At 42.7% G+C, this 19,295-nt stretch carries 8 protein-coding genes; 3 read left to right on the top strand and 5 right to left on the bottom strand.

Translation table 11 applies throughout. The features are described 5' to 3' along the window. Window positions 1-157 precede the first annotated feature (157 nt). On the bottom strand, window positions 158-2,071 hold the full coding sequence (gene ftsH, locus HMPREF9331_RS11820; protein WP_009641790.1) for an ATP-dependent zinc metalloprotease FtsH: 1,914 nt from the start codon (window positions 2,069-2,071) through the stop codon (window positions 158-160). A 2-nt stretch (window positions 2,072-2,073) separates the two neighbouring features. After that, the gene (gene rsfS / locus HMPREF9331_RS11815) at window positions 2,074-2,430 is read right to left on the bottom strand and encodes a ribosome silencing factor (protein WP_009641776.1); all 357 of its coding nucleotides are present in this window, start codon (window positions 2,428-2,430) and stop codon (window positions 2,074-2,076) included. A gap of 47 nt (window positions 2,431-2,477) precedes the next feature. Here rsfS and HMPREF9331_RS11810 point away from each other — a divergent pair, with 47 nt between their 5' ends. The 3 genes from HMPREF9331_RS11810 to HMPREF9331_RS11800 all read left to right on the top strand — a co-directional run bounded on the left by HMPREF9331_RS11810 (window position 2,478) and on the right by HMPREF9331_RS11800 (window position 5,570). Next, window positions 2,478-3,209, top strand: a complete 732-nt coding sequence (locus HMPREF9331_RS11810; RefSeq protein WP_016421130.1) for a biotin--[acetyl-CoA-carboxylase] ligase — start codon at window positions 2,478-2,480, stop codon at window positions 3,207-3,209. A gap of 11 nt (window positions 3,210-3,220) precedes the next feature. Then, entirely contained in the window at window positions 3,221-4,414 is a 1,194-nt protein-coding gene (locus tag HMPREF9331_RS11805) for a WG repeat-containing protein (protein ID WP_016421129.1), read from the top strand. A gap of 106 nt (window positions 4,415-4,520) precedes the next feature. After that, window positions 4,521-5,570: an NAD(P)/FAD-dependent oxidoreductase gene (locus tag HMPREF9331_RS11800; protein WP_016421128.1), complete on the top strand. Its 1,050-nt coding sequence runs from the start codon at window positions 4,521-4,523 to the stop codon at window positions 5,568-5,570. A 71-nt stretch (window positions 5,571-5,641) separates the two neighbouring features. Here the strand turns inward: HMPREF9331_RS11800 and hisS are convergent, their stop codons facing one another. The 3 genes from hisS to HMPREF9331_RS11785 all read right to left on the bottom strand — a co-directional run bounded on the left by hisS (window position 5,642) and on the right by HMPREF9331_RS11785 (window position 19,131). Continuing rightward, window positions 5,642-7,015 (bottom strand): histidine--tRNA ligase, encoded by a 1,374-nt coding sequence (gene hisS / locus HMPREF9331_RS11795; protein WP_016421127.1) that lies wholly within the window; start codon window positions 7,013-7,015, stop codon window positions 5,642-5,644. Window positions 7,016-7,094: 79 nt separating this feature from the next. After that, window positions 7,095-9,002, bottom strand: a complete 1,908-nt coding sequence (gene ftsZ / locus HMPREF9331_RS11790; RefSeq protein ID WP_016421126.1) for a cell division protein FtsZ — start codon at window positions 9,000-9,002, stop codon at window positions 7,095-7,097. A gap of 421 nt (window positions 9,003-9,423) precedes the next feature. Next, complete coding sequence (locus HMPREF9331_RS11785; protein ID WP_016421125.1) at window positions 9,424-19,131, bottom strand: T9SS type B sorting domain-containing protein; 9,708 nt, start codon at window positions 19,129-19,131, stop codon at window positions 9,424-9,426. Window positions 19,132-19,295: the final 164 nt, after the last annotated feature.

The following is a 19,295-nucleotide window of genomic DNA, read 5'->3' as shown; positions in this document are numbered from 1 at the left end:
ATAAAAGAGAAAAAGTAAAAGGTAAAAGAGAAAAATTCTTTTACCTTTTATTATTTTGTTACTCATTACTATCATTGGGTACACTCTTCACGCTTCATTTTTCACTATTCACTCTTCATTTTTCACTATTCACTCTTCACTCTTCATTTTTCACTATTCACTTATCATTATCATGTGGGCGTTTCCCGAAGATATGTTCCAAATCTTCCTTGAAGATCACCTCGCGTTCTAAAAGCAATTCGGCTAAAGTGGTGAGCTTTTCCCTATTGGTTCTAAGGATATCAAGGGCGCGCTGGTATTGTTGTTCTATAATCTCCCTTATTTCCTCATCAATCACCTGAGCGGTTTTCTCACTATAAGGTTTGGTAAATCCGTATTCCTCACCTGTAGGATCGTAATAGGTTAGGTTCCCGATCTTATCATTAAGCCCATAAATAGTTACCATAGCACGAGCCTGTTTGGTTACCTTTTCTAGGTCACTGAGTGCCCCTGTGGAGATTTTCCCAAAGGTAATCTCTTCGGCTGCACGACCACCTAGGGCAGCACACATCTCATCTTGAATCTGGTCGGTGCGCACAATCTGTCGCTCTTCTGGTAGGTACCAAGCCGCCCCAAGCGAACGCCCACGAGGAACTATAGTTACCTTGACCAAAGGAGCTGCATGCTCCAAAAGCCAACTCACGGTAGCATGTCCTGCTTCATGATAAGCAATCGCCTTTTTCTCCTCAGGAGTGATGATCTTGTTCTTCTTCTCCAAGCCTCCGATGATTCTATCCACAGCATCCAAGAAATCCTGCTTATCCACCGATGTTTTGCCACGACGGGCTGCAATCAGTGCGGCTTCATTACACACATTGGCTATATCCGCTCCTGAGAAACCAGGGGTTTGTTTGGCTAAGAACTCTACATCTAAGTCCTCGGTTACTTTGATTGGGCGCAAGTGTACTTTGAAAATCTCCTTACGCTCGTTCAAGTCGGGCAAATCCACATAGATCTGTCGGTCAAAACGTCCTGCTCTCAGTAGTGCCTTGTCCAAAATATCAGCACGGTTAGTGGCTGCCAGAACAATCACATTGGTATTGGTACCAAAACCGTCCATCTCTGTAAGTAACTGATTGAGGGTGTTTTCTCTTTCATCATTGGCATTGGTCAGGTTATTTTTGCCTCTGGCTCTACCTATAGCATCTATCTCGTCTATAAAGATGATAGAGGGCGATTTCTCTTTAGCCTGTCGGAACAAATCCCGCACACGAGAGGCACCCACTCCTACGAACATCTCTACAAAGTCCGATCCTGAAAGGGAGAAGAAAGGCACCTGTGCCTCACCTGCTACAGCCTTGGCAAGAAGCGTTTTCCCTGTTCCAGGAGGGCCTACAAGCAGCGCTCCCTTTGGAATTTTCCCTCCTAAGGAGGTATATTTTTCAGGATTCTTGAGAAAATCCACTATCTCCTGTACCTCTTCCTTGGCGCCTTCGAGCCCTGCTACATCTTGGAAAGTGATTTTCTTATCCTTCTCTCCGTCGAAGAGCTTGGCACGAGAGCGACCTATATTGAAGAACTGTCCTCCCCCAAAGCCGCCTCCTGCACGGCGCATTAAAAATATCCAAAGACCAACAAAGAGTACCAGCGGCAATACTACCGTGATGAGCAGGTCTCCTACAAAATTCTGTTCGGTACGGTATACCAGTTGGGTATTGGAGAGATTGTTTTCGGCTACGATCTTATTGAATCTGTTTTCAAAATTCTCTAAAACGCCTATTTCCATTCTATACTGAGGCACATCGGAATCCTCCCCTGTTTTGAACAAAGGGCTTTCGGCACGCACCTTCTTATGGTCTGGCTTATCCATAGCCTCTGGGAAGAGATAGATACGTGCTTGGTGCTTATTGACCACTACCACTTTGGAGATGTCTCCATCTTGGAGGAATTTTTCAAATTCTGTCTGAGGGATTTCCTCAGGTTGTTTCCATAAGCCCGCACTAGAGAGCGGATTAAGGATAAAAAATAGAATAAGCGCGAGTCCTGCATAGAACCAAAAAGCAGAAAATCGCGATGGCTTGTTCTCGTTCATAACTATTCATTTGTTTTTATATGGGTTATCTGGGCATCTCCCCATAAGCCCTCTATATCATAATATTCGCGTACATGCTTTTGGAAGATATGTACCACCACATCCACATAGTCAAGCAATACCCACTCGGCGTTTTGTTCTCCTTCTACATGCCAAGGCTTCTGTGGGGTCTGCCTTTGTACAGCGCCCGATATGGCCACCACCTGCGTATTGGAGCCCCCTGTACAGATGACAAAGTAGCTACATACGGCATTCTCTATACCTCTGAGGTCTAAAATGGTGATGTCCTGTCCCTTTACTTTTTGAATCCCTTCTAGTACAGAAGAGAGGATTTGTTCTGTGTTATTTTTTTCTGTCATTCAATTTTTTTAATTACTTTTGCAAAGCGACAAAGGTATAACATTTTATGGAAATTATCAAACTTAATGCCACAAATTCTACCAATACTTATCTTAAAAATCTTATTAAGGAAAAACCCATAGCCGACCTTAGTTGTGTATGGGCACTTTCACAGACCCAAGGGCGCGGACAACAGGGCGCTAGCTGGGTAGCTGAACCAGGCAAGAACCTTACTTTCAGCGTTTTTAAAAAATTTGACCAGCTCCCTTCCGAGTATCACTTCTTGCTGAATATGGAAGTATCGCTCGCTATTTTTCGTGCCTTAAAAAAATTATATATACCAGACTTAGCTGTCAAGTGGGCTAATGACATTTTGTCAGCCAAAAAGAAGATCTGTGGGATACTGATAGAAAACACACTCCATAAGGAGTATATCACAGCCTCAGTGATTGGAATAGGACTAAATGTAAATCAACTTTTTTTCAATGATTTGCCCAATGTCTCTTCCCTACAGAAAATCATGGGACACCCCTTTGACCTAGAGGAGGTCTTGCTTCTAATCCTCCATGAACTGGAGGCCGCCCTCTTGAGCCTCTCCCCTACCCGCTTTGAGGAGGTATTGGACGAGTATCACATGCACCTATTTCGCAAGGACAAGCCCTCCACCTTTGAGTACCCCGACGGACAGCGCTTTATGGGCTATATCAGGGGAGTTAGTCACAACGGCCAACTCCAAGTAGAACAGGAAGATGCCCTGATGAGTTCTTTTTCACTTAAAGAAGTCAAATTACTTTACTAACCCCTTATCTTATGAAATATTTTCTCATTGCTCTTATCCTTAGCGGTTGTCAATCCCAAAAAGTAGCCATGGAAGCACTTTCAGGGCAAACTTTCTATGCCTATTCATTAAGCAATGGTACGTATCGAGAAAGTCCCTTTCCGCTCCTACCCAAAGATGCTTGGGAGCAACCTTACAAATACCTCCATTTCCAGCTACAGCCCAAGGGCAACTACCTGTATGTAACCTACGATAAGGTAGAAAATGGACAGCTCACCACCCATACCAAGCGCTATTGGGGGCTTTGGCGCAGAAAAGGATTCAGGTACCAATCCCGCTGGCTTATCTCGCCCCTTGTACCCATTTTCTTTGGCTGGGATATGCAGCGCTATTATTTCAAAGTAGATGACAAGCAAAATATTGATTTTACCGAAAAGGGAAGCTGTTGGTTCTTTGTAGGGGGCTTTGGCTATGCCTATGATCCCTATTATGGAGATGATCGCTTTAAGACAGTAGCTCATACCGAGCAACCTATGGTCTATTTTGACCAAGGACGTTATGGCATTAGGACAAATAAAGATACCCTGACCGCTCCCCTTTACGATGAGTTGAGTTGGTTTGAAAATGGAGTAGCCCGCGTGCGAAAGGAGTACGCTTGGGGAGTAATTGATACCCTTGGCAGGGAAGTCATTCCTCCTATATACAATCAAATTACCTACGAGAGATGGAGTAAACCTCCTTTCTTCTTAGTCCAAAAGGACAGTCTCAGTGGTATATTTTCCCTCAAGGGGGAACTGCTCACCCCTGTACAATACAAACACTTAGAATACAATTGGCCAGGTGTGCTCTTAGCCCAAAAAGATAGCCTATGGGGCTTTATTGGCATAGATGGCAAAGAAAAACTGGCTATTATCTACGATCGTATCGAGAAAAATGATTATGGTTACACCCTTATCAAGGGAGATAAAGTAGGCTTTTTCAGATACGGAGGGCAATATGCGCGGTTTATCCCTGCGGCCTATACCCAAATATATTTTCCCTCTACCACCAAAGCATTTGCCGTGGTTCATAGTGGCGATAAACTCCTACTGATAGATCGCAAAGGTGTTGTTCACCAGGCCGTCCCTACTAAGGTAAAGGGTATTGATATCTTCTTGGATAAGCTCGAAGGCGTCGCCGAGTACCAAGGACAGTACTATAAACCAGCACCAATGACCAATGACTAATGACTAGTGACCAATGACTAATGATTAGTGACTAATGAACTATTTGTCTTTTGTCACTTGTCATTTGCCACTATTTTTGTATTTTTGCAGAATCAAACTAACTTTCATGAAAGAAACAGATATCATCATCATAGGGGCAGGGCCTACAGGGCTTTTTGCCGTTTTTGAAGCAGGCCTTTTGCGCCTTAAGTGCCACCTGATAGATACGCTCCCCCAACCTGGGGGACAACTCACTGAACTCTACCCTAAGAAACCTATCTTTGATATCCCTGGTTATCCTAGTGTAGGAGCCGCTGAGCTGGTAGATAACCTTATGGAACAAATCAAGCAGTTCCAACCCGAATTTACCCTTTCGGAGACCGCTGTAACCCTTAAAAAACAAGCTGATAACACCTTTGTTGTTACCACCGACAAGGGCACCCAAGTCAAAGGCAAGGCCGTAGCTATCGCAGGAGGCTTAGGTACCTTTGAACCTCGTAAGCCTGAGATAAGTAACCTTGCTGATTATGAAGATAAGGGCGTAGAATACTTTGTACGCAAGCCCGAACGCTTCGCTGGTAAGCGTGTAGTTATAGCCGGAGGCGGCGATTCAGCTCTTGACTGGAGTATTTTCTTGTCCAATGTCGCCCAGTCGGTTACACTGGTACATCGTCGCAATGAGTTTCGTGCAGCCTTGGATTCAGTAGAGAAAGTTAAGGCACTCAAGGCAGCAGGCAAAATCAACCTTATCACCCCCGCAGAGGTAGTCGCTCTCAAGGGAGAGGGGCAGCTCTCCGCTGTTGTCCTTGAAAAAGAAGGAGTACAGGAGGAACTACCTACCGACTACTTTATCCCGCTCTTTGGTCTCACCCCTAAGCTAGGACCTATTGCCGATTGGGGATTGGAGATAGAGCGCAATGCCATCAAGGTCAATAATGCTCTTGATTATCAAACCAATATAGAAGGCGTCTATGCCATAGGCGATGTGAATACCTACCCTGGCAAGCTCAAGCTCATTCTCTGTGGTTTCCATGAAGCTACCCTTATGTGTCAAGGGGTCTACAACCGCCTCTACCCTACCAAGAAGTATGTACTGAAATACACTACCGTTGCAGGCGTTGATGGCTTTGACGGCTCCCGCAAAGAAGCAGAAAAAGCAGTCATCCAGTCCATTTAAGTGAAAAATGAAGAGTGAAAAGTGAATAACACATTACGTGCTTGCACTTTTCACTCTTCATTCTTCACTAATCACTTTTCACTAATCACTTTCCCTATTTCTCCTATGGGGTAAGAGGCTTGTTCTCCTGTTTGCATATGCTTAAGAATGGCAGTACCTTCGGCCAGTTCGGTCTCTCCGATGAGTACTACATACCTTACCTTACGACTGTCGGCATAGGCCAATTGTTTTTTGAGTTTGGCAGCTTCAGGGTAGAGTTCTACTCTATAGCCTTGGGCTCGCAATTGTTGTATCACGCCAAAAGAAGCCAAAGTCTCCTTATCTCCAAAATTAACACACAATACATCCAAGGTGTGCTCTAAGGTCTTGGGGAACAAATTCAATTGCTCTAAAACAAGATAGATTCTGTCCAATCCGAAGGAGATGCCAACCCCACTCATGCCCTTAAGACCAAATATCTCGGTAAGTTCGTCATAACGTCCGCCCCCACCTATAGAGCCTAAGGCAACTTCACGGGGTGCTGCTACTTCAAAAATAGCTCCTGTATAGTAATTTAGTCCGCGCGCTAAGGTTACCTCCAGCTCTAAAGAAGCCGTCTGTAAGCCCAACTGTTGGGTTTGCGCATAGATAAACTCCAAGTCGGCTACTCCTTCCAGTCCTGTAGGAGAAGATGCAAGTAAGTCCTTGAGTCTTGTAATCTTCTGGAAAAAATCCCCCTCTAGGGAGAACACAGGTTGGATTTTGGCTATGGCCTCAGGGGTAATACCTCTTTGGAGCATCTCCTCCTCTACCTTCTCCTTTCCTATCTTATCGAGCTTGTCCAAAGCCATGGTAAAGTCAATCAACTTATCAGGCGCCCCAATAATCTCGGCAAAGCCAGAGAGGATCTTGCGGTGATTCATCTTGACTGTAACCCCTTTGACTTGTAGAGCGGTAAAGACACTGTCGTAGAGCTGTACAAACTCCACTTCCTGCCAGAGTCCCTTAGCCCCTACCACATCGGCATCACACTGATAGAACTCACGATAGCGCCCTTTCTGTGGACGATCGGCACGCCATACGGGCTGAATCTGGTAACGCTTGAAAGGAAAACTAAGGTCGTTCTGGTGTTGTACCACATAGCGTGCAAAAGGCACCGTAAGGTCATAGCGCAGTGCCTTCCCACTGATATAAGTGGCCAGCTTAGCACTACTATGCTGCTCATATACCTCTGCGGGTACTTCCGAGAGGAAATCTCCTGCATCCAAAATTCTGAAAATCAGCCTATCTCCTTCCTCTCCATATTTGCCCATGAGCGTTTCTGTCTTCTCAAAGCTGGGGGTCTCAATAGGTTGGAAACCATAGCGCTCGAAGGCTTGGCGAATGGTCTGAATGATATAATTACGCTTGGCGACTTCCTCTGGGGAGAAATCACGCGTTCCTTTGGGTATACTGGGTTTTTGCATTATATTCTGGTTATTGTAATAAAAAACAGCTAATTTTCATTAACTGTTTTTTATTTGGTATTTGATTTTAATCTAATGACTAATCCACATTGTCGTGCAGATAGCTATTATTCTCTCGTATCTGAGCTATATTATTAGAATCCAAACTAATAGAGCTACGAGAAACTGATGGTGTCATAGTCGTGGAAGAAATATCCACATTCTTTCGCATATAAGCAGGGGTATTCTCTAAGTCCTCTATCTTATAATTGGTCTGGGAAGAGAACTGATAGCTCATATTCTTAAAGGTCGTTTTACGGTTAGCCGCATTTTCTTTAAGTGCTGAAAGATAAGCATTTTGGTTGGTCTCCTTCGGTTGGGTCGTCTTAGCAGGTTCTTTGATTCTCAGTTCCGCCTTGAACTCTTCCTCCTCTGTATCTCGCTGTGGAGAGCGTGCTTGGGTGAGCATTTCCTCTACTTCGAGGTAGTTCTCAAGGGTGTGTACAATTTTGCCATTTTCCTGAGCGGGAGCGGAAGCCGCTTGCATCATAGGGGCTGCTTGGGGCTTTTCTTGCTCGAAATAGACCACTTTACGCTCTGCTACTTGCGGTCTTTGTGGAGCAGGAGCGGTTACCTTAGGGGCGGTTGTTTTTTTTTCTTGGTATATCACAAAATCCTCCTGCTGGATAGGCACTACACGTTCCACTATATCAAAATGGACAGGAATATGGTATAGGCTCTCATCCACCTTTAGGGGCTTTATTTTTTTTTCAGGGGCTGTATGTAGGGTGATACCCATGCTACTTTTGGCAGTTGCATCTGTCACAGGTACTTGCTCTGGGGTATCATCGAACTGATAAACCACTTTTTCCTTTTTCTTTAGCGAATTTTCAAAAGAAATGTCGGTAAAAGAAGATGTTGTATCCAATTCTTGTACAAATTGGGTATTATCATCCAAGGAATGGACTATTTTTTTAGGTTCAGCATCAATAATTTCATGTTGTTGCTCGGTTGAGAAGCCAGTAGCCACCACTGTCACCATGATCTTATCCTCAAGGGCGGGTTCCTCACCCATACCCATGATGATATTGGTCTTATAGCCTGTAGCCAATTCTATTCCATGTCCTGCCTCACGCTGTATGTATTCGTTGATTTCACCTACTTCATCCATGGTGATTTCATCATTTCCGTAGAGGATCAAAAGCAATACATTCTTAGCTCCTGTGATACGATTATCATTAAGCAGCGGAGATTCCAAAGCTCCTTTGACAGCATCTAGAGCGCGAGTCTCTCCTGTACCATAACCTGTACCCATGATAGCAGTACCGCTATTGGAGAGCACAGTATGAGCGTCACGAAGGTCAATATTCACTTCAAACTCCTTGGTAATCACCTCAGCAATCCCTTTGGCAGCAATGGTAAGTACTTCATCGGCTTTGGCAAAACCTGTCTTGATACCTAGGTTGCCATAAGTATCACGTAACTTATTATTATTGATTACAATCAAAGAATCCAACTGCTTGCGCAAGTTCTCAATTCCCTTTTGGGCTTGGGCAAGGCGTATTTCCCCTTCGAACTTGAAAGGACTGGTCACGATTCCCACGGTAAGGATCCCCATGTCCTTACATATCTTAGCGATAATAGGAGCAGCACCTGTACCAGTACCCCCACCCATACCTGCGGTAATGAACGCCATCTTGGTATTGTCTCCCAGCATGGCCTTTATTTCCTCTATGCTTTCCATAGCGGATTGTTCTCCTACCTCAGGGTTGGATCCAGCCCCTAAGCCCTCGGTAAGTTCCACACCTAAGTAGATTTTATTTACGATCGGACTTTTGTCTAAGGCCTGACGGTCGGTATTACAAATGATGTAATCCACCCCGCGTATATCCTGTTTGTACATGTAGTTTACGGCGTTTCCACCACCTCCTCCTACACCTATTACCTTGATTAGATTTCCTGTGCTTTTTGGAAGATCAAATGTCGCATTGTCAAATTCTATCGCCATATTTTTTTGCTGTTTTTTATTATTTCGTCGATTTGTGGTTAGTGGTTAATGATTAGTGATTAGTGGTTAATGATTAGTGGCTAGCCTTAAACAATTAATTATCAATAGCTTTAATCATTACTCATTAACGACATTTCTCATTCTTGGTTTCGTGACAAAATTATTGCTTTTTTTCTTAGTTATCAACCAAAAAACGAAATTTGTTTATAACTTTTCTCCTGTTAAAATAATTAATTAATATTCATACAATTAAGATATTTCTTTGACAATATTTTAAAGCACTCCACTTTTATTTTAAATAAGAAAAATGATTAAGAATTAGCCTATTAAAGTAAAAAGTGATTAGTGGTCAGTTGTTAGTGGTTAGCCCTTTTTATGACTAACTACTAATAACTAACCACTAATCTCTATAACAGACTAATTAGTACTTAAGGTACAACCATCCTTTTTCGGTATGGGGTTGATCATCGGAGTCTTCATACTCTAAGATATAGTAGTAAGTTCCTTGTGGGAGCTTGCTATCTGCACTTATGGTCGCACGTCCGTTGGAATGACCGTCAAATGGTGCTTCGTTACTATAACCATCCTTTTCATAGACTAGTACACCCCAACGGTTGAATATCTTCAGGTTATTCTTAGGATAGTACTCTATACCGTCTATCTTGAAATAGTCATTGTGTCCATCTCCATCGGCTGATACACCATTGTAGATAGTGAGCGGTTTGTCTTTGATCACTTCCACTCTTACCTTAGCTGTCTTACATACTCCTGGGTGTTCCTTCATACAGAGATTATACTCTAAATCATAAACACCTACTGGCGTACCTTGAGGAATTATCAAGTTACCTTGCTCATCTATATAAGCACCTGAAATACCTCCATTATTATCCTCTATTTTAGCAGTTACCTTATCTAAATGATCAAGGGCATTCTTGCCTGCATATTCATCATTTGCTAAGACATTACCTACTTTTACAGCTCCTTTAGTGGTATTCACTGGTTTAAAGTCAAGGTCATCCACTGTCTTAAGAGCTGGAAGAAGCTTAAGTACGCCCTTAGCCGTCTTACATTCATTAGGAGCTGCTATCTTACAGATTGTATAGCTATAAGTATAGACTCCATCAGGGGTATTAGGCTCTATAGTAATGGAACCATCCTCTTGGTTAATCACAATACCTGGCACCTCATTACCATCTTTATCCTTCACCTTGTTTGGTGTAAATATTACATTCTTTCCTGGTTCAGGACGCTTACCATCTATATCATCGTTTCTTAAGACACTTGGGATCTTTTTCTCTTTGGTTCCTTCATTAATAACTTCATCCTCATCATCTACCGCCGTGAAAGAAACTACTTTTATCTTTATCACCGCATTAGAGGTATTGGCTGGATTAGCCTTTTCCTTAATCGTATAATAATAGAGGTAAGGTTCTGGACGAGCTACTATCCCTGGCTTAACTGTTACACGACCATCTGCTTCTCTCACAAGGTGGCTATCTGCTCTGGCTTCACCTTCTGTATCTTGTATTTCCACATCACCAGTTGTGAGACCTACTTTGCCTTTGAGTATATCATTGATCAAGATACTTGGGGTAAGTCCTCCTGAAGTACCAACCTCAAACTCATCATCTTTGGCTAAGATCGTATTATCTACTACCTCAAAGGTTGCTTTTGCTTCTTCACTACAGTTGGTAGGTACGGTCTTCTCACAGATAGAGTAAGTATAAGTATAAACACCTACTGGAGTACCTTGTTTTACGGTAATGCTTCCGTTATCATTCATAGTGATAGTACCTGCTGAAACAGCTGTACCATCCTGACGTGTTACCGCTCCCTTATGAAGGATCACATCAGTCTCTGGAGAGAGGATGCCTGGCACACCTTCCAAGGTGTCTACACCTGTTGAGAATACCGTATTGGTAGTGGTGTAATCCACTGTATTAGGTACCTTACCAAAGTCATCATCTACAGCCTTGATAGGACGGCTTGGTGTCGCATCAGGGGTTACAGTTATCTTCGCCTTAGCGGTATCACAAGGAGAAGTTGCTCCTTTGACACAGATTCTGTATTCTACTTCGTAAGTTGCTGGTGTAGCATTATCTGGCACCTTAATCTTACCAGTGGCAGGATCTGCGGTTACACCTGTAAGGCCTCCGTCATTGGCGATAGTAATATCCACATTGGCAGCAGTGGCTGGATCTCCATTTACACGGTCGTTAGTTAAGACATCTACCACACCTCCTTTGGCTACCTGTGTTTCAGGGTCATCGTTGGCATTGATAGTAGGTGTTGGTACTACATCTTCGGTTACTATGATTCTCACCTTAGCGGTATCACAAGGAGCCGTTGCTCCTCTTACACAGATTTGGTAAGTAATATCATAAGCTCCTGGAGTAGCATCTGTTGGTATCTTAATCTTACCTGTGGCAGGATTTATAGTTATACCAGTAAGACCTCCATCGATTGGGATGGTGATATCCACATTGGTTGGGGTAGCAGGGTTACCATCTACCTTATCATTATGGAGTACATCTACCTCTCCTCCTTTGGCTACCTGTGTTTCAGGATCATCATTAGCCTCTATTGTATGGTTGGTATCAGAGGTTACTGTGATTTTAGCTACAGCTGTATCACAAGTATTAGGATCGCTTAACAGACATATCTTATAGGTTACATCGTAAGTGTCAGGCGTTGCTGTGTTTGGCACTACGAGCTTACCTGTGGTAGGATCTACAGTTACACCTGTAAGTCCTCCGTCTGTAACAATGGCAATAGCTACATTAGTTAGTGTAGCAGGGTTACCTCCTACCGTATCATTGTGGAGTACATCCACCTGACCACCTCTTGGGCTAATGGCTACATCATCTACAGCCTCAATAACTGGTACTGTTTCTACTACCTTGATTTCAGCAATTGAGGTCTTTTCAGTACCACATTCGCCTGTTATCTCTGCCCAGTAGAAGAGACTTCCTACTGTGTCAGTGGCTGGAGTGTAGGTGTTATTTCCTCCTACTTCAGTACCTCCTACATAGCTATTGGTAGTATTCCTATACCACTTATAGGTAAGGGTTCCCTCTCCTGTTGCTGCTGCTGTAAGTGGTGTAGCAGACGTATCCTTCACATAAACAGCACTTTGTGGGTTAGCCCCTATGATAGTAGCTGCTTTCTGAGCTTTGATTTCAAAACTATCAGAAATATCAGAGGTACAACCATCTTTTTCTGCTTTCACCTTGTAAGTACCTGCTGCAAGACTTGAAAGTACTCCATCGGTAGCTATAGTTACCCCTGTTACAGGTGTACCATCAGCCTTAGTAAAGGTATAAGTTACACCACTTGACACATAATTGCTGATCTTAGCCACAGTAGCAGCAGTACAGCTTTCCGCAGTAAGGTCAATTGTTGGTTTGTCAGGTGCTGCCTTCTGAGCTTTGATTTCAAAACTATCAGAAGCTACAGACTCACAATTGTCATTATTCTTAGCTGTAATGGTATAAGTACCTGCGGCAAGACCAGTAATCTCATGGCTGGTGTTATCCACAGTAAGTTGTGTGGCTCCATTCCAGTAGGTTTGTCCTGGTACATAGTTACTAATCACAGCCTTGGTAGGGGCTGCACAGCTTTCCGCAGTAAGGTTAATTGTCGGTTTGGCTGGTACTGCCTTCTGAGCTTTGATTTCAAAACTATCAGAAGCTACAGACTCACAATTGTCATTATTCTTAGCCGTAATGGTATAAGTACCTACTGCAAGACCTGTAATCTCATGGCTGGTGTTATCCACAGTAAGTTGTATGGCTCCATTCCAGTAGGTTTGTCCTGATACATAGTTACTAATCACAGCCTTGGTAGGGGCTGCACAGCTTTCAGCGGTAAGGGTTACTGTTGGTTGGGCTGGTGCTGCCTTCTGAGCTTTGATTACAAAGCTATCGGAAGCTACAGACTCACAATTGTCATTATTCTTAGCTGTAATGGTATAATTACCTACAGCAAGACCTGTAATGTCATGGCTGGTGTTATCCACAGTAAGTTGTGTAGCTCCATTCCAGTAGGTTTGTCCTGATACATAGTTACTAATCACAGCCTTGGTAGGTGCAGTACAACTTTCCGCAGTAAGGGTTACCGTTGGTTGGGCTGGTACTGCCTTCTGTGCTTTGATTTCAAAGCTATCGGAAGCTACAGACTCACAATTGTCATTATTCTTAGCCGTAATGGTATAAGTACCCGCGGCAAGACCTGTAATCTCATGGCTGGTGCCATCCACAGTAAGTTGTGTGGCTCCATTCCAGTAGGTTTGTCCTGATACATAGTTACTAATCACAGCCTTGGTAGATGCAGTACAACTTTCAGCGGTAAGGGTTACCGTTGGTTGGGCTGGTACTGCCTTCTGAGCTTTGATTTCAAAGTTATCAGAAAAATCAGAGGTACAACCATCTTTTTCTGCTTTTACCTTGTAAGTACCTGCAGCAAGATTTGAAAGTACGCCATCGGCAGCTATAGTTACCCCTGTTACAGGTGTACCATCGGCCTTAGTAAAGGTATAAGTTACACCACTTGACACATAATTGCTGATCTTAGCCACAGTGGCAGCAGTACAGCTTTCCGCGGTAAGATCAATTGTTGGTTTGTCAGGTGTAGGTTTCACCTCTACTTTTACAACATCACTGAGTACCTCTCCACAAGTACTATTGGTTATCTTTACATAATAGTACAAAGTTACTGCTGTAGTAGTTAGTGGTACATAGCTATTGGCATTGGTGCCTACTGGGGTTCCTCCTGTAGTGCTATTGCTAGTATTACTATACCACTGATAGGAGAGTGTTCCTGTTACCCCATGGGTATTGGCTGTTACAGTAAGTGCCGTAGCGGTTACTCCCTGACAATAAGCAGCAGGCGCTACAGGCTGGGTAGAAATACTTGGCGTAGGCTGTACGGTTATCTTTACCTCTTGAGTCGCTTCACAACCATTGGTACGCTTTACTGTAAGTATATAGGTAAAGGTCGCTGTGGCGGTGAGCTTAGTACCATTGTAATGGAAGTTTGGTTCCTTCACATTTGCGGCAGATAGGTAATCAAGCTTATCATTAGCGGTCTTACCTGTCCAAGTGTATTGGTCATAGGAAGCTCCAGCAGCGCTATAGGCTACTTTCTTGGTTTCGCTTTCACAAACGGTAAGGTTGTCCACCAAGCCTGTAATCTTCTCTGGCGCTGTAAGTGGTGCCACTACATCCCCACAGAGACATACATTATCCTCATTTTTAAGCACTAAGAGCAAGCGACATACCTTATCTTGATCCACCACAAAAGTAAAACTTTGTTCAGCTGAAGTAGCTCCTTTAGCCAAATTAAGTGCGGTAGTGGTATGGGTAGAGAGCTCGATATCTCCTGTATCCACTATATTATTATGATTAGCATCATAATAGAGAGCGGCCTTTACGGTTGCATTAGCAAGAGCAGCAACATCCGTCCCCGTACCATTCTCTATCTTATACTTGATAGTGAGATTTTCCTTACCTGCTTGTGCAGTGGAGGTAGCAGAGACATCTTTAAGAGACAGTTTTGGACGTTCGTTCTTAATCGCTACCTTTTCTTCTTTGGAAGTACTCACCGTCATAGGAGGACAAGCTGTTCCACCACACATCACTCCCGTTTTGGTATCAGTAGCAATTACCTTAAGTTCCTTAGGAGTGGTGCAATCTATCAAAGCATTTGATTTCTGTATTATATGTATACCAAACTCAAAGAACTGTCCATTGGTCATTCCTGCAGGAATCTCCATAACCAACTCACTACCAGAAGCTAAAGTTTTCTCTTCTGCCTGTTTTCTCACAGGAGTTGACCAAAGCGCCCCAGGCCCATAAGGGGTCCTAGCATAGTAGCGTGCATACGAAGGTGCTAACTCATAGCCTTCTGGAATGGTAAATCTTAGGCGTGCATTAGGCCCCATTTGGAAAGTTGAGTTACTACTATTTACCGTTACACGCGTTTTATAAACAACACCACCTCCACATAGGCTTCCATTACCACTTACATAGGTCAGCGGATCCAATGTAATAGTATAGTCATTGATATTCACTCCAGCAATACCCGCAATAATAGCACGGGTCTTATCTCCTGCAGCAGAGGTGCTACAAAGGTTATTACCCTCTATATCTATATCAAAGGACGAACCTGCAGAGAATTCACAGTCAGGTTTTACCTTAAAGGTCAGTTTGAACTTGCGTTTATTACCATTTACAGGCTCTGAGATAGAACCAGGCAAGGTACCTCCTGGCAGTACATTACTCAAGTCATAGATATGTTTGTTGCCCTGGGTTGTATGGAGGATTCTTTTAACGCCCGTATTTTCATAATATTTGGTACCACTACCGAGAGGATATTCTATTTCCACATCAGAGAAAGTGATTCCATTTCCCTGGTTCACTATAAGTTTAGTATCATAGAGGTCTCCCTCATCAGCACTATTGATCTCATAGCTATAAGGAGTAGCCACACACATAGGGATACTTCCTTTCTTGTCAGGATTACTCTCCCCTGGGTTAGTAGCATCCGCCCTGATTTCCTTTTTGCTCTGGGCTACTGTTATATTATAGGTAATGAACTTATCACTACAAGTATTGCGATAACCTGAGGTAGGATTCTCATTACAGTTCCAACCCGCATATACTTTTAGCTGTAGGGCAGCGGCACAGTTGGTAATCTTATACTTGAGTTTAAACTGACGCTCTGTATTTTTAAGAACCTTACCATCATTCCCCTTATCACTAAGAAAGAACATTTTTTCTCCTGTAATAGTATTTTTAGCAATATAAGTATACGTATTACCTGGGGTAGTCTCTTCTAAGGAGAGCACCTCAATACCTGCTACATCAGGAACAGAGATCCAGCCGAAAGGAGCATCGTATTCCTTAATATTCTTAAGCTTGAAAGTAGCTTCCATCACACGCTTATTAGCTTTTACAGTTAATTGTGATATAGCCTCTATGGTAATCTCTGGTTTCTTATTTGCTGCAAAAAGTATAGGACGATTATTCTGAAGATCAACAGCAACAGAAGAATCACCTGTGTCTGCATAGTGATAATAGAAATCCTCATACTCTATCTTTGAGTCTATTTTCTCTTGCTTTGTTAGGGCTTCTGCCTCTTGCTGTCCTATCGTCTTGTTAACATCTACCGTTTTAGCCTTACAAGAAGGTTGTATGAAAGCCTTTATATGCTCATTATACTCATTCTCTACGGTTATCATTCCTGGAGGCAAATATCCTGGGGTACCTTTAGGAGGATTCTCATAGGTATAAGTTTTCCAAGTACCATCATCGGTCATGATAAGCTTACTCATATCTACTGTTGCAGGATTAGTGGCTCCTATCTTATAAGTATAAGTAAACTGCATGTTTTTGATTTGGTAAGCACTAGGCATCTTAATCGTTATCTTTTTGATAAGACGAGCAGGGCGGAATTCTTGTGAAAAATAAGTTCCTCCTGGCTTGAACCTACGTGCTGCATAAATAAGATTTGAACCCAAAGTTGCGGCATCACAACCTGAAAGCTCTGTATAACGGTTAGTAGCCAACAAATGTCGTGTTTCAGCTATATAAAATACAGGTGTTAGGCTCGCCCCACAGTGTTTTTGTGCAGTATGATAGCCCTCTGTACTAATAGCAACATCAGTAGCAGGATTATCAAGTGTATAGAAAAATGATTCTGTACCCGATTGTACATCCAAAGTTCGGTCATTACCATTAGAGTTGTTAGCATTCTTCACTTGGTAGGTAGCCACTGTGCTGAAAGTAGCTCCTGCAACAAGAGTACCTGCGGGCAATAACGAAGTCAGATTCCATCGGAAGTATTTCTTACCTGCTGCATTGGTTCCTCTCATAGGGTTATTAGCCGTGGCTATAAGGATCTGTTCAGATCCACCATTTACCTTAAGGGTTATCTTTTTAGGTTCTAACTCCGCTGTATTTTCGACCTTTACATAATAGAAAAGGTTGGTAGCCGTCTTGCCAGTGTGCTGCTGTCCTTCGGAGATAAACTCTATATCATCCAAGTAGAGAGCTCGCATACGCTCTATAGACGATACATTAGCACGGGTTTGTCTAACAGCCATCGTATAGTCCTTCCAACCATACGAATTATCGGCACGCTCTACCTTAGTGCTGAGCATACGTGGCCCTTGTATGGCGCAAGGTGTAGAGCAAATAGCAGGTACATTAGTAACTTGATTGCAAACCAAAGGAATATCACAATAGGTCCCATCCCCATTCTTAAGCATCATATATACTGAATAGGTAATAGGAGCGGTACCTCCATTACAATTTTGCAAAAGCACATCGAAAGTAAGATAACCAGGTGTACCGAAGGGAATGTCTGAAGGTTGATTATTAGTGATAATTGTTCTCGTGCTATTTGGCTCTATATCAGGCTGGTTAACAGCTGCTTCTGTTGAAAGACCAAATACATTTGCCTTGCGATAGAGCTTCACATTCTGTAGCTTCATCCCGGCAGGAGTTGTTATTACATATTTGAACTGACGTTCAACATTTACAACATTTCCATTTTTAAGTCTTTGCCCTGCTCCAAGGGAAGGCCAGTTCATTCCAGGGGCGATATAAGCTGCTGAAGGTACATTCTGTACCAATTGAGCAGGCAGCTTAGAAGCATCATTTACCCCATTGAAGTACACTCGTAAGGTGCTGTAGTCCAAAATATGTTGGTCGGAAGGAATAAGATCTCCACATACATTGTTGGAGAGCACTTGAGATCTAGGCTGTATACTTAAAAAATTCCTTACTCCTATTCCTGGTTGCAGGCAAGTAATACCTTCCTTTTTCTTTAAATCAAAAGCAATCTGAAAATAGGCTCCTTTTTTAAGGTCATCTCTAAAGCCATCATTATCTGCATCAGTAAGTCCCAAATCTGTAGATCCTAATGAAGCATCAGATAAAGCAGACAAGTTATTGAGCGATATACGACGTATATCTCCCGTACCTACAGTAGCTGTAAGGGGAATAGTCGTACCGTTTTTAGCTATCAAGCGAATGTTAACTGGCTCAAAGAGGCTAAATCTCTGACTCTCATCTGCATCAAAAAGGCGTATCTCTAAGTTATAAGCCGTCCCTTTAGCATCAGCTGCTACATTATCATAACGCACATAATAAGTCCCTAGAATATTTCCACAAAAACCATTTTCCCATTCAAAATAGGTAAAGGCATTACTATCATTGTATTTAATAATAGGCGTACCTGTGCTTACACTAATGTTTCTAGTGTTAGAATTAGTTTCAAAAATATCATTACTATTTGCAATACCACTTCCCCAATAAGCATAATAGGTGTTTTGCCTACCTGTGGTACATTTGTTTACGGTATATTTTTCGGTAATAGTAACTACTCCGTTATTTGCCAAGTTAGCATTAGCAATTTTATAGATAGGCTTCCCTGCATTAGGAAATCCTGTAGGTACTGTCCCTACTGCCGTAAGCGTAGATCCGTTGTAGGACACACTATTACCCACTACATCGGCAGGATAGGCAATAGAGAAATAGACATCGCGTACCTTTCCCAGTCCTAAATTGCGAATATCAAAAGTTTCAGTACGTGCTCCCAACTCATCAGTCTGAGTGGTTGGTAGCTGTACTACCAAAGTAGGGCGTGGCAGCTGATAGGAGACTACATTCTTAACCGCTGGACTGGGTGATAGCCCTTGTACGGTAAGGACAGCCTCATCTTGTAAGCCTCCAGCAAGGGCAGGGTTGGTAAGCACTGCCTTAGTCGCCTTACGCTTGAACTTCACTGTTACACTGCCTGAAGCCCCTGTAAGGGTGAAGACAGGCTTATTGGCATCAGTAGAACCCGTTTTGAGGGATACAGTAGCCCCAGTAGCAGTTACTGTACCAGACATATACTCAATTCCTGCTGCCAAGTTTACTTGCAGCTCTCCCGAAGTTTTCCCCGTAGGCATATTAAAGGAAACAGTAAGCTCCCCTACAGAGAAATCACTATTTCCAGCAAAATCTACCGGCGACTGAGCTATTACACTATTAATAGTTACCTGCCCCCATACAGCTCCCGTGGAGAGGGTTAACAGCGTGAAAATTAACAGTCTAACAAAAGAAGTTGTTCTTTTTCTCATTTCTTTCATGATTTAAGAAAACATTGTTTAATAAATTGGGCGCAAAAATAATATATTTTTCATATATTTACCATCTTTTCATGAGAAAAAGTTATCAATATTTGACAACAAAAATTTAAGTAATTTTTGTCTTTATCTTTATTCTTTGAATTACATAAGAGTGG

The sequence above is a fragment of the Capnocytophaga granulosa ATCC 51502 genome (assembly GCF_000411115.1).
Taxonomy (GTDB): domain Bacteria; phylum Bacteroidota; class Bacteroidia; order Flavobacteriales; family Flavobacteriaceae; genus Capnocytophaga; species Capnocytophaga granulosa.
Note: the sequence above shows the minus strand (reverse complement) of the source record. Positions and strands in the feature narration are given on the sequence as shown.

Bases quoted from the DNA above. Each gene is read 5' to 3' on its own strand.
- ftsH (WP_009641790.1), bottom strand. From the start codon at position 2,071: ATGAACGAGAACAAGCCATCGCGATTTTCTGCTTTTTGGTTCTATGCA.
- rsfS (WP_009641776.1), bottom strand. From the start codon at position 2,430: ATGACAGAAAAAAATAACACAGAACAAATCCTCTCTTCTGTACTAGAA.
- HMPREF9331_RS11810 (WP_016421130.1), top strand. From the start codon at position 2,478: ATGGAAATTATCAAACTTAATGCCACAAATTCTACCAATACTTATCTT.
- HMPREF9331_RS11805 (WP_016421129.1), top strand. From the start codon at position 3,221: ATGAAATATTTTCTCATTGCTCTTATCCTTAGCGGTTGTCAATCCCAA.
- HMPREF9331_RS11800 (WP_016421128.1), top strand. From the start codon at position 4,521: ATGAAAGAAACAGATATCATCATCATAGGGGCAGGGCCTACAGGGCTT.
- hisS (WP_016421127.1), bottom strand. From the start codon at position 7,015: ATGCAAAAACCCAGTATACCCAAAGGAACGCGTGATTTCTCCCCAGAG.
- ftsZ (WP_016421126.1), bottom strand. From the start codon at position 9,002: ATGGCGATAGAATTTGACAATGCGACATTTGATCTTCCAAAAAGCACA.
- HMPREF9331_RS11785 (WP_016421125.1), bottom strand. From the start codon at position 19,131: ATGAGAAAAAGAACAACTTCTTTTGTTAGACTGTTAATTTTCACGCTG.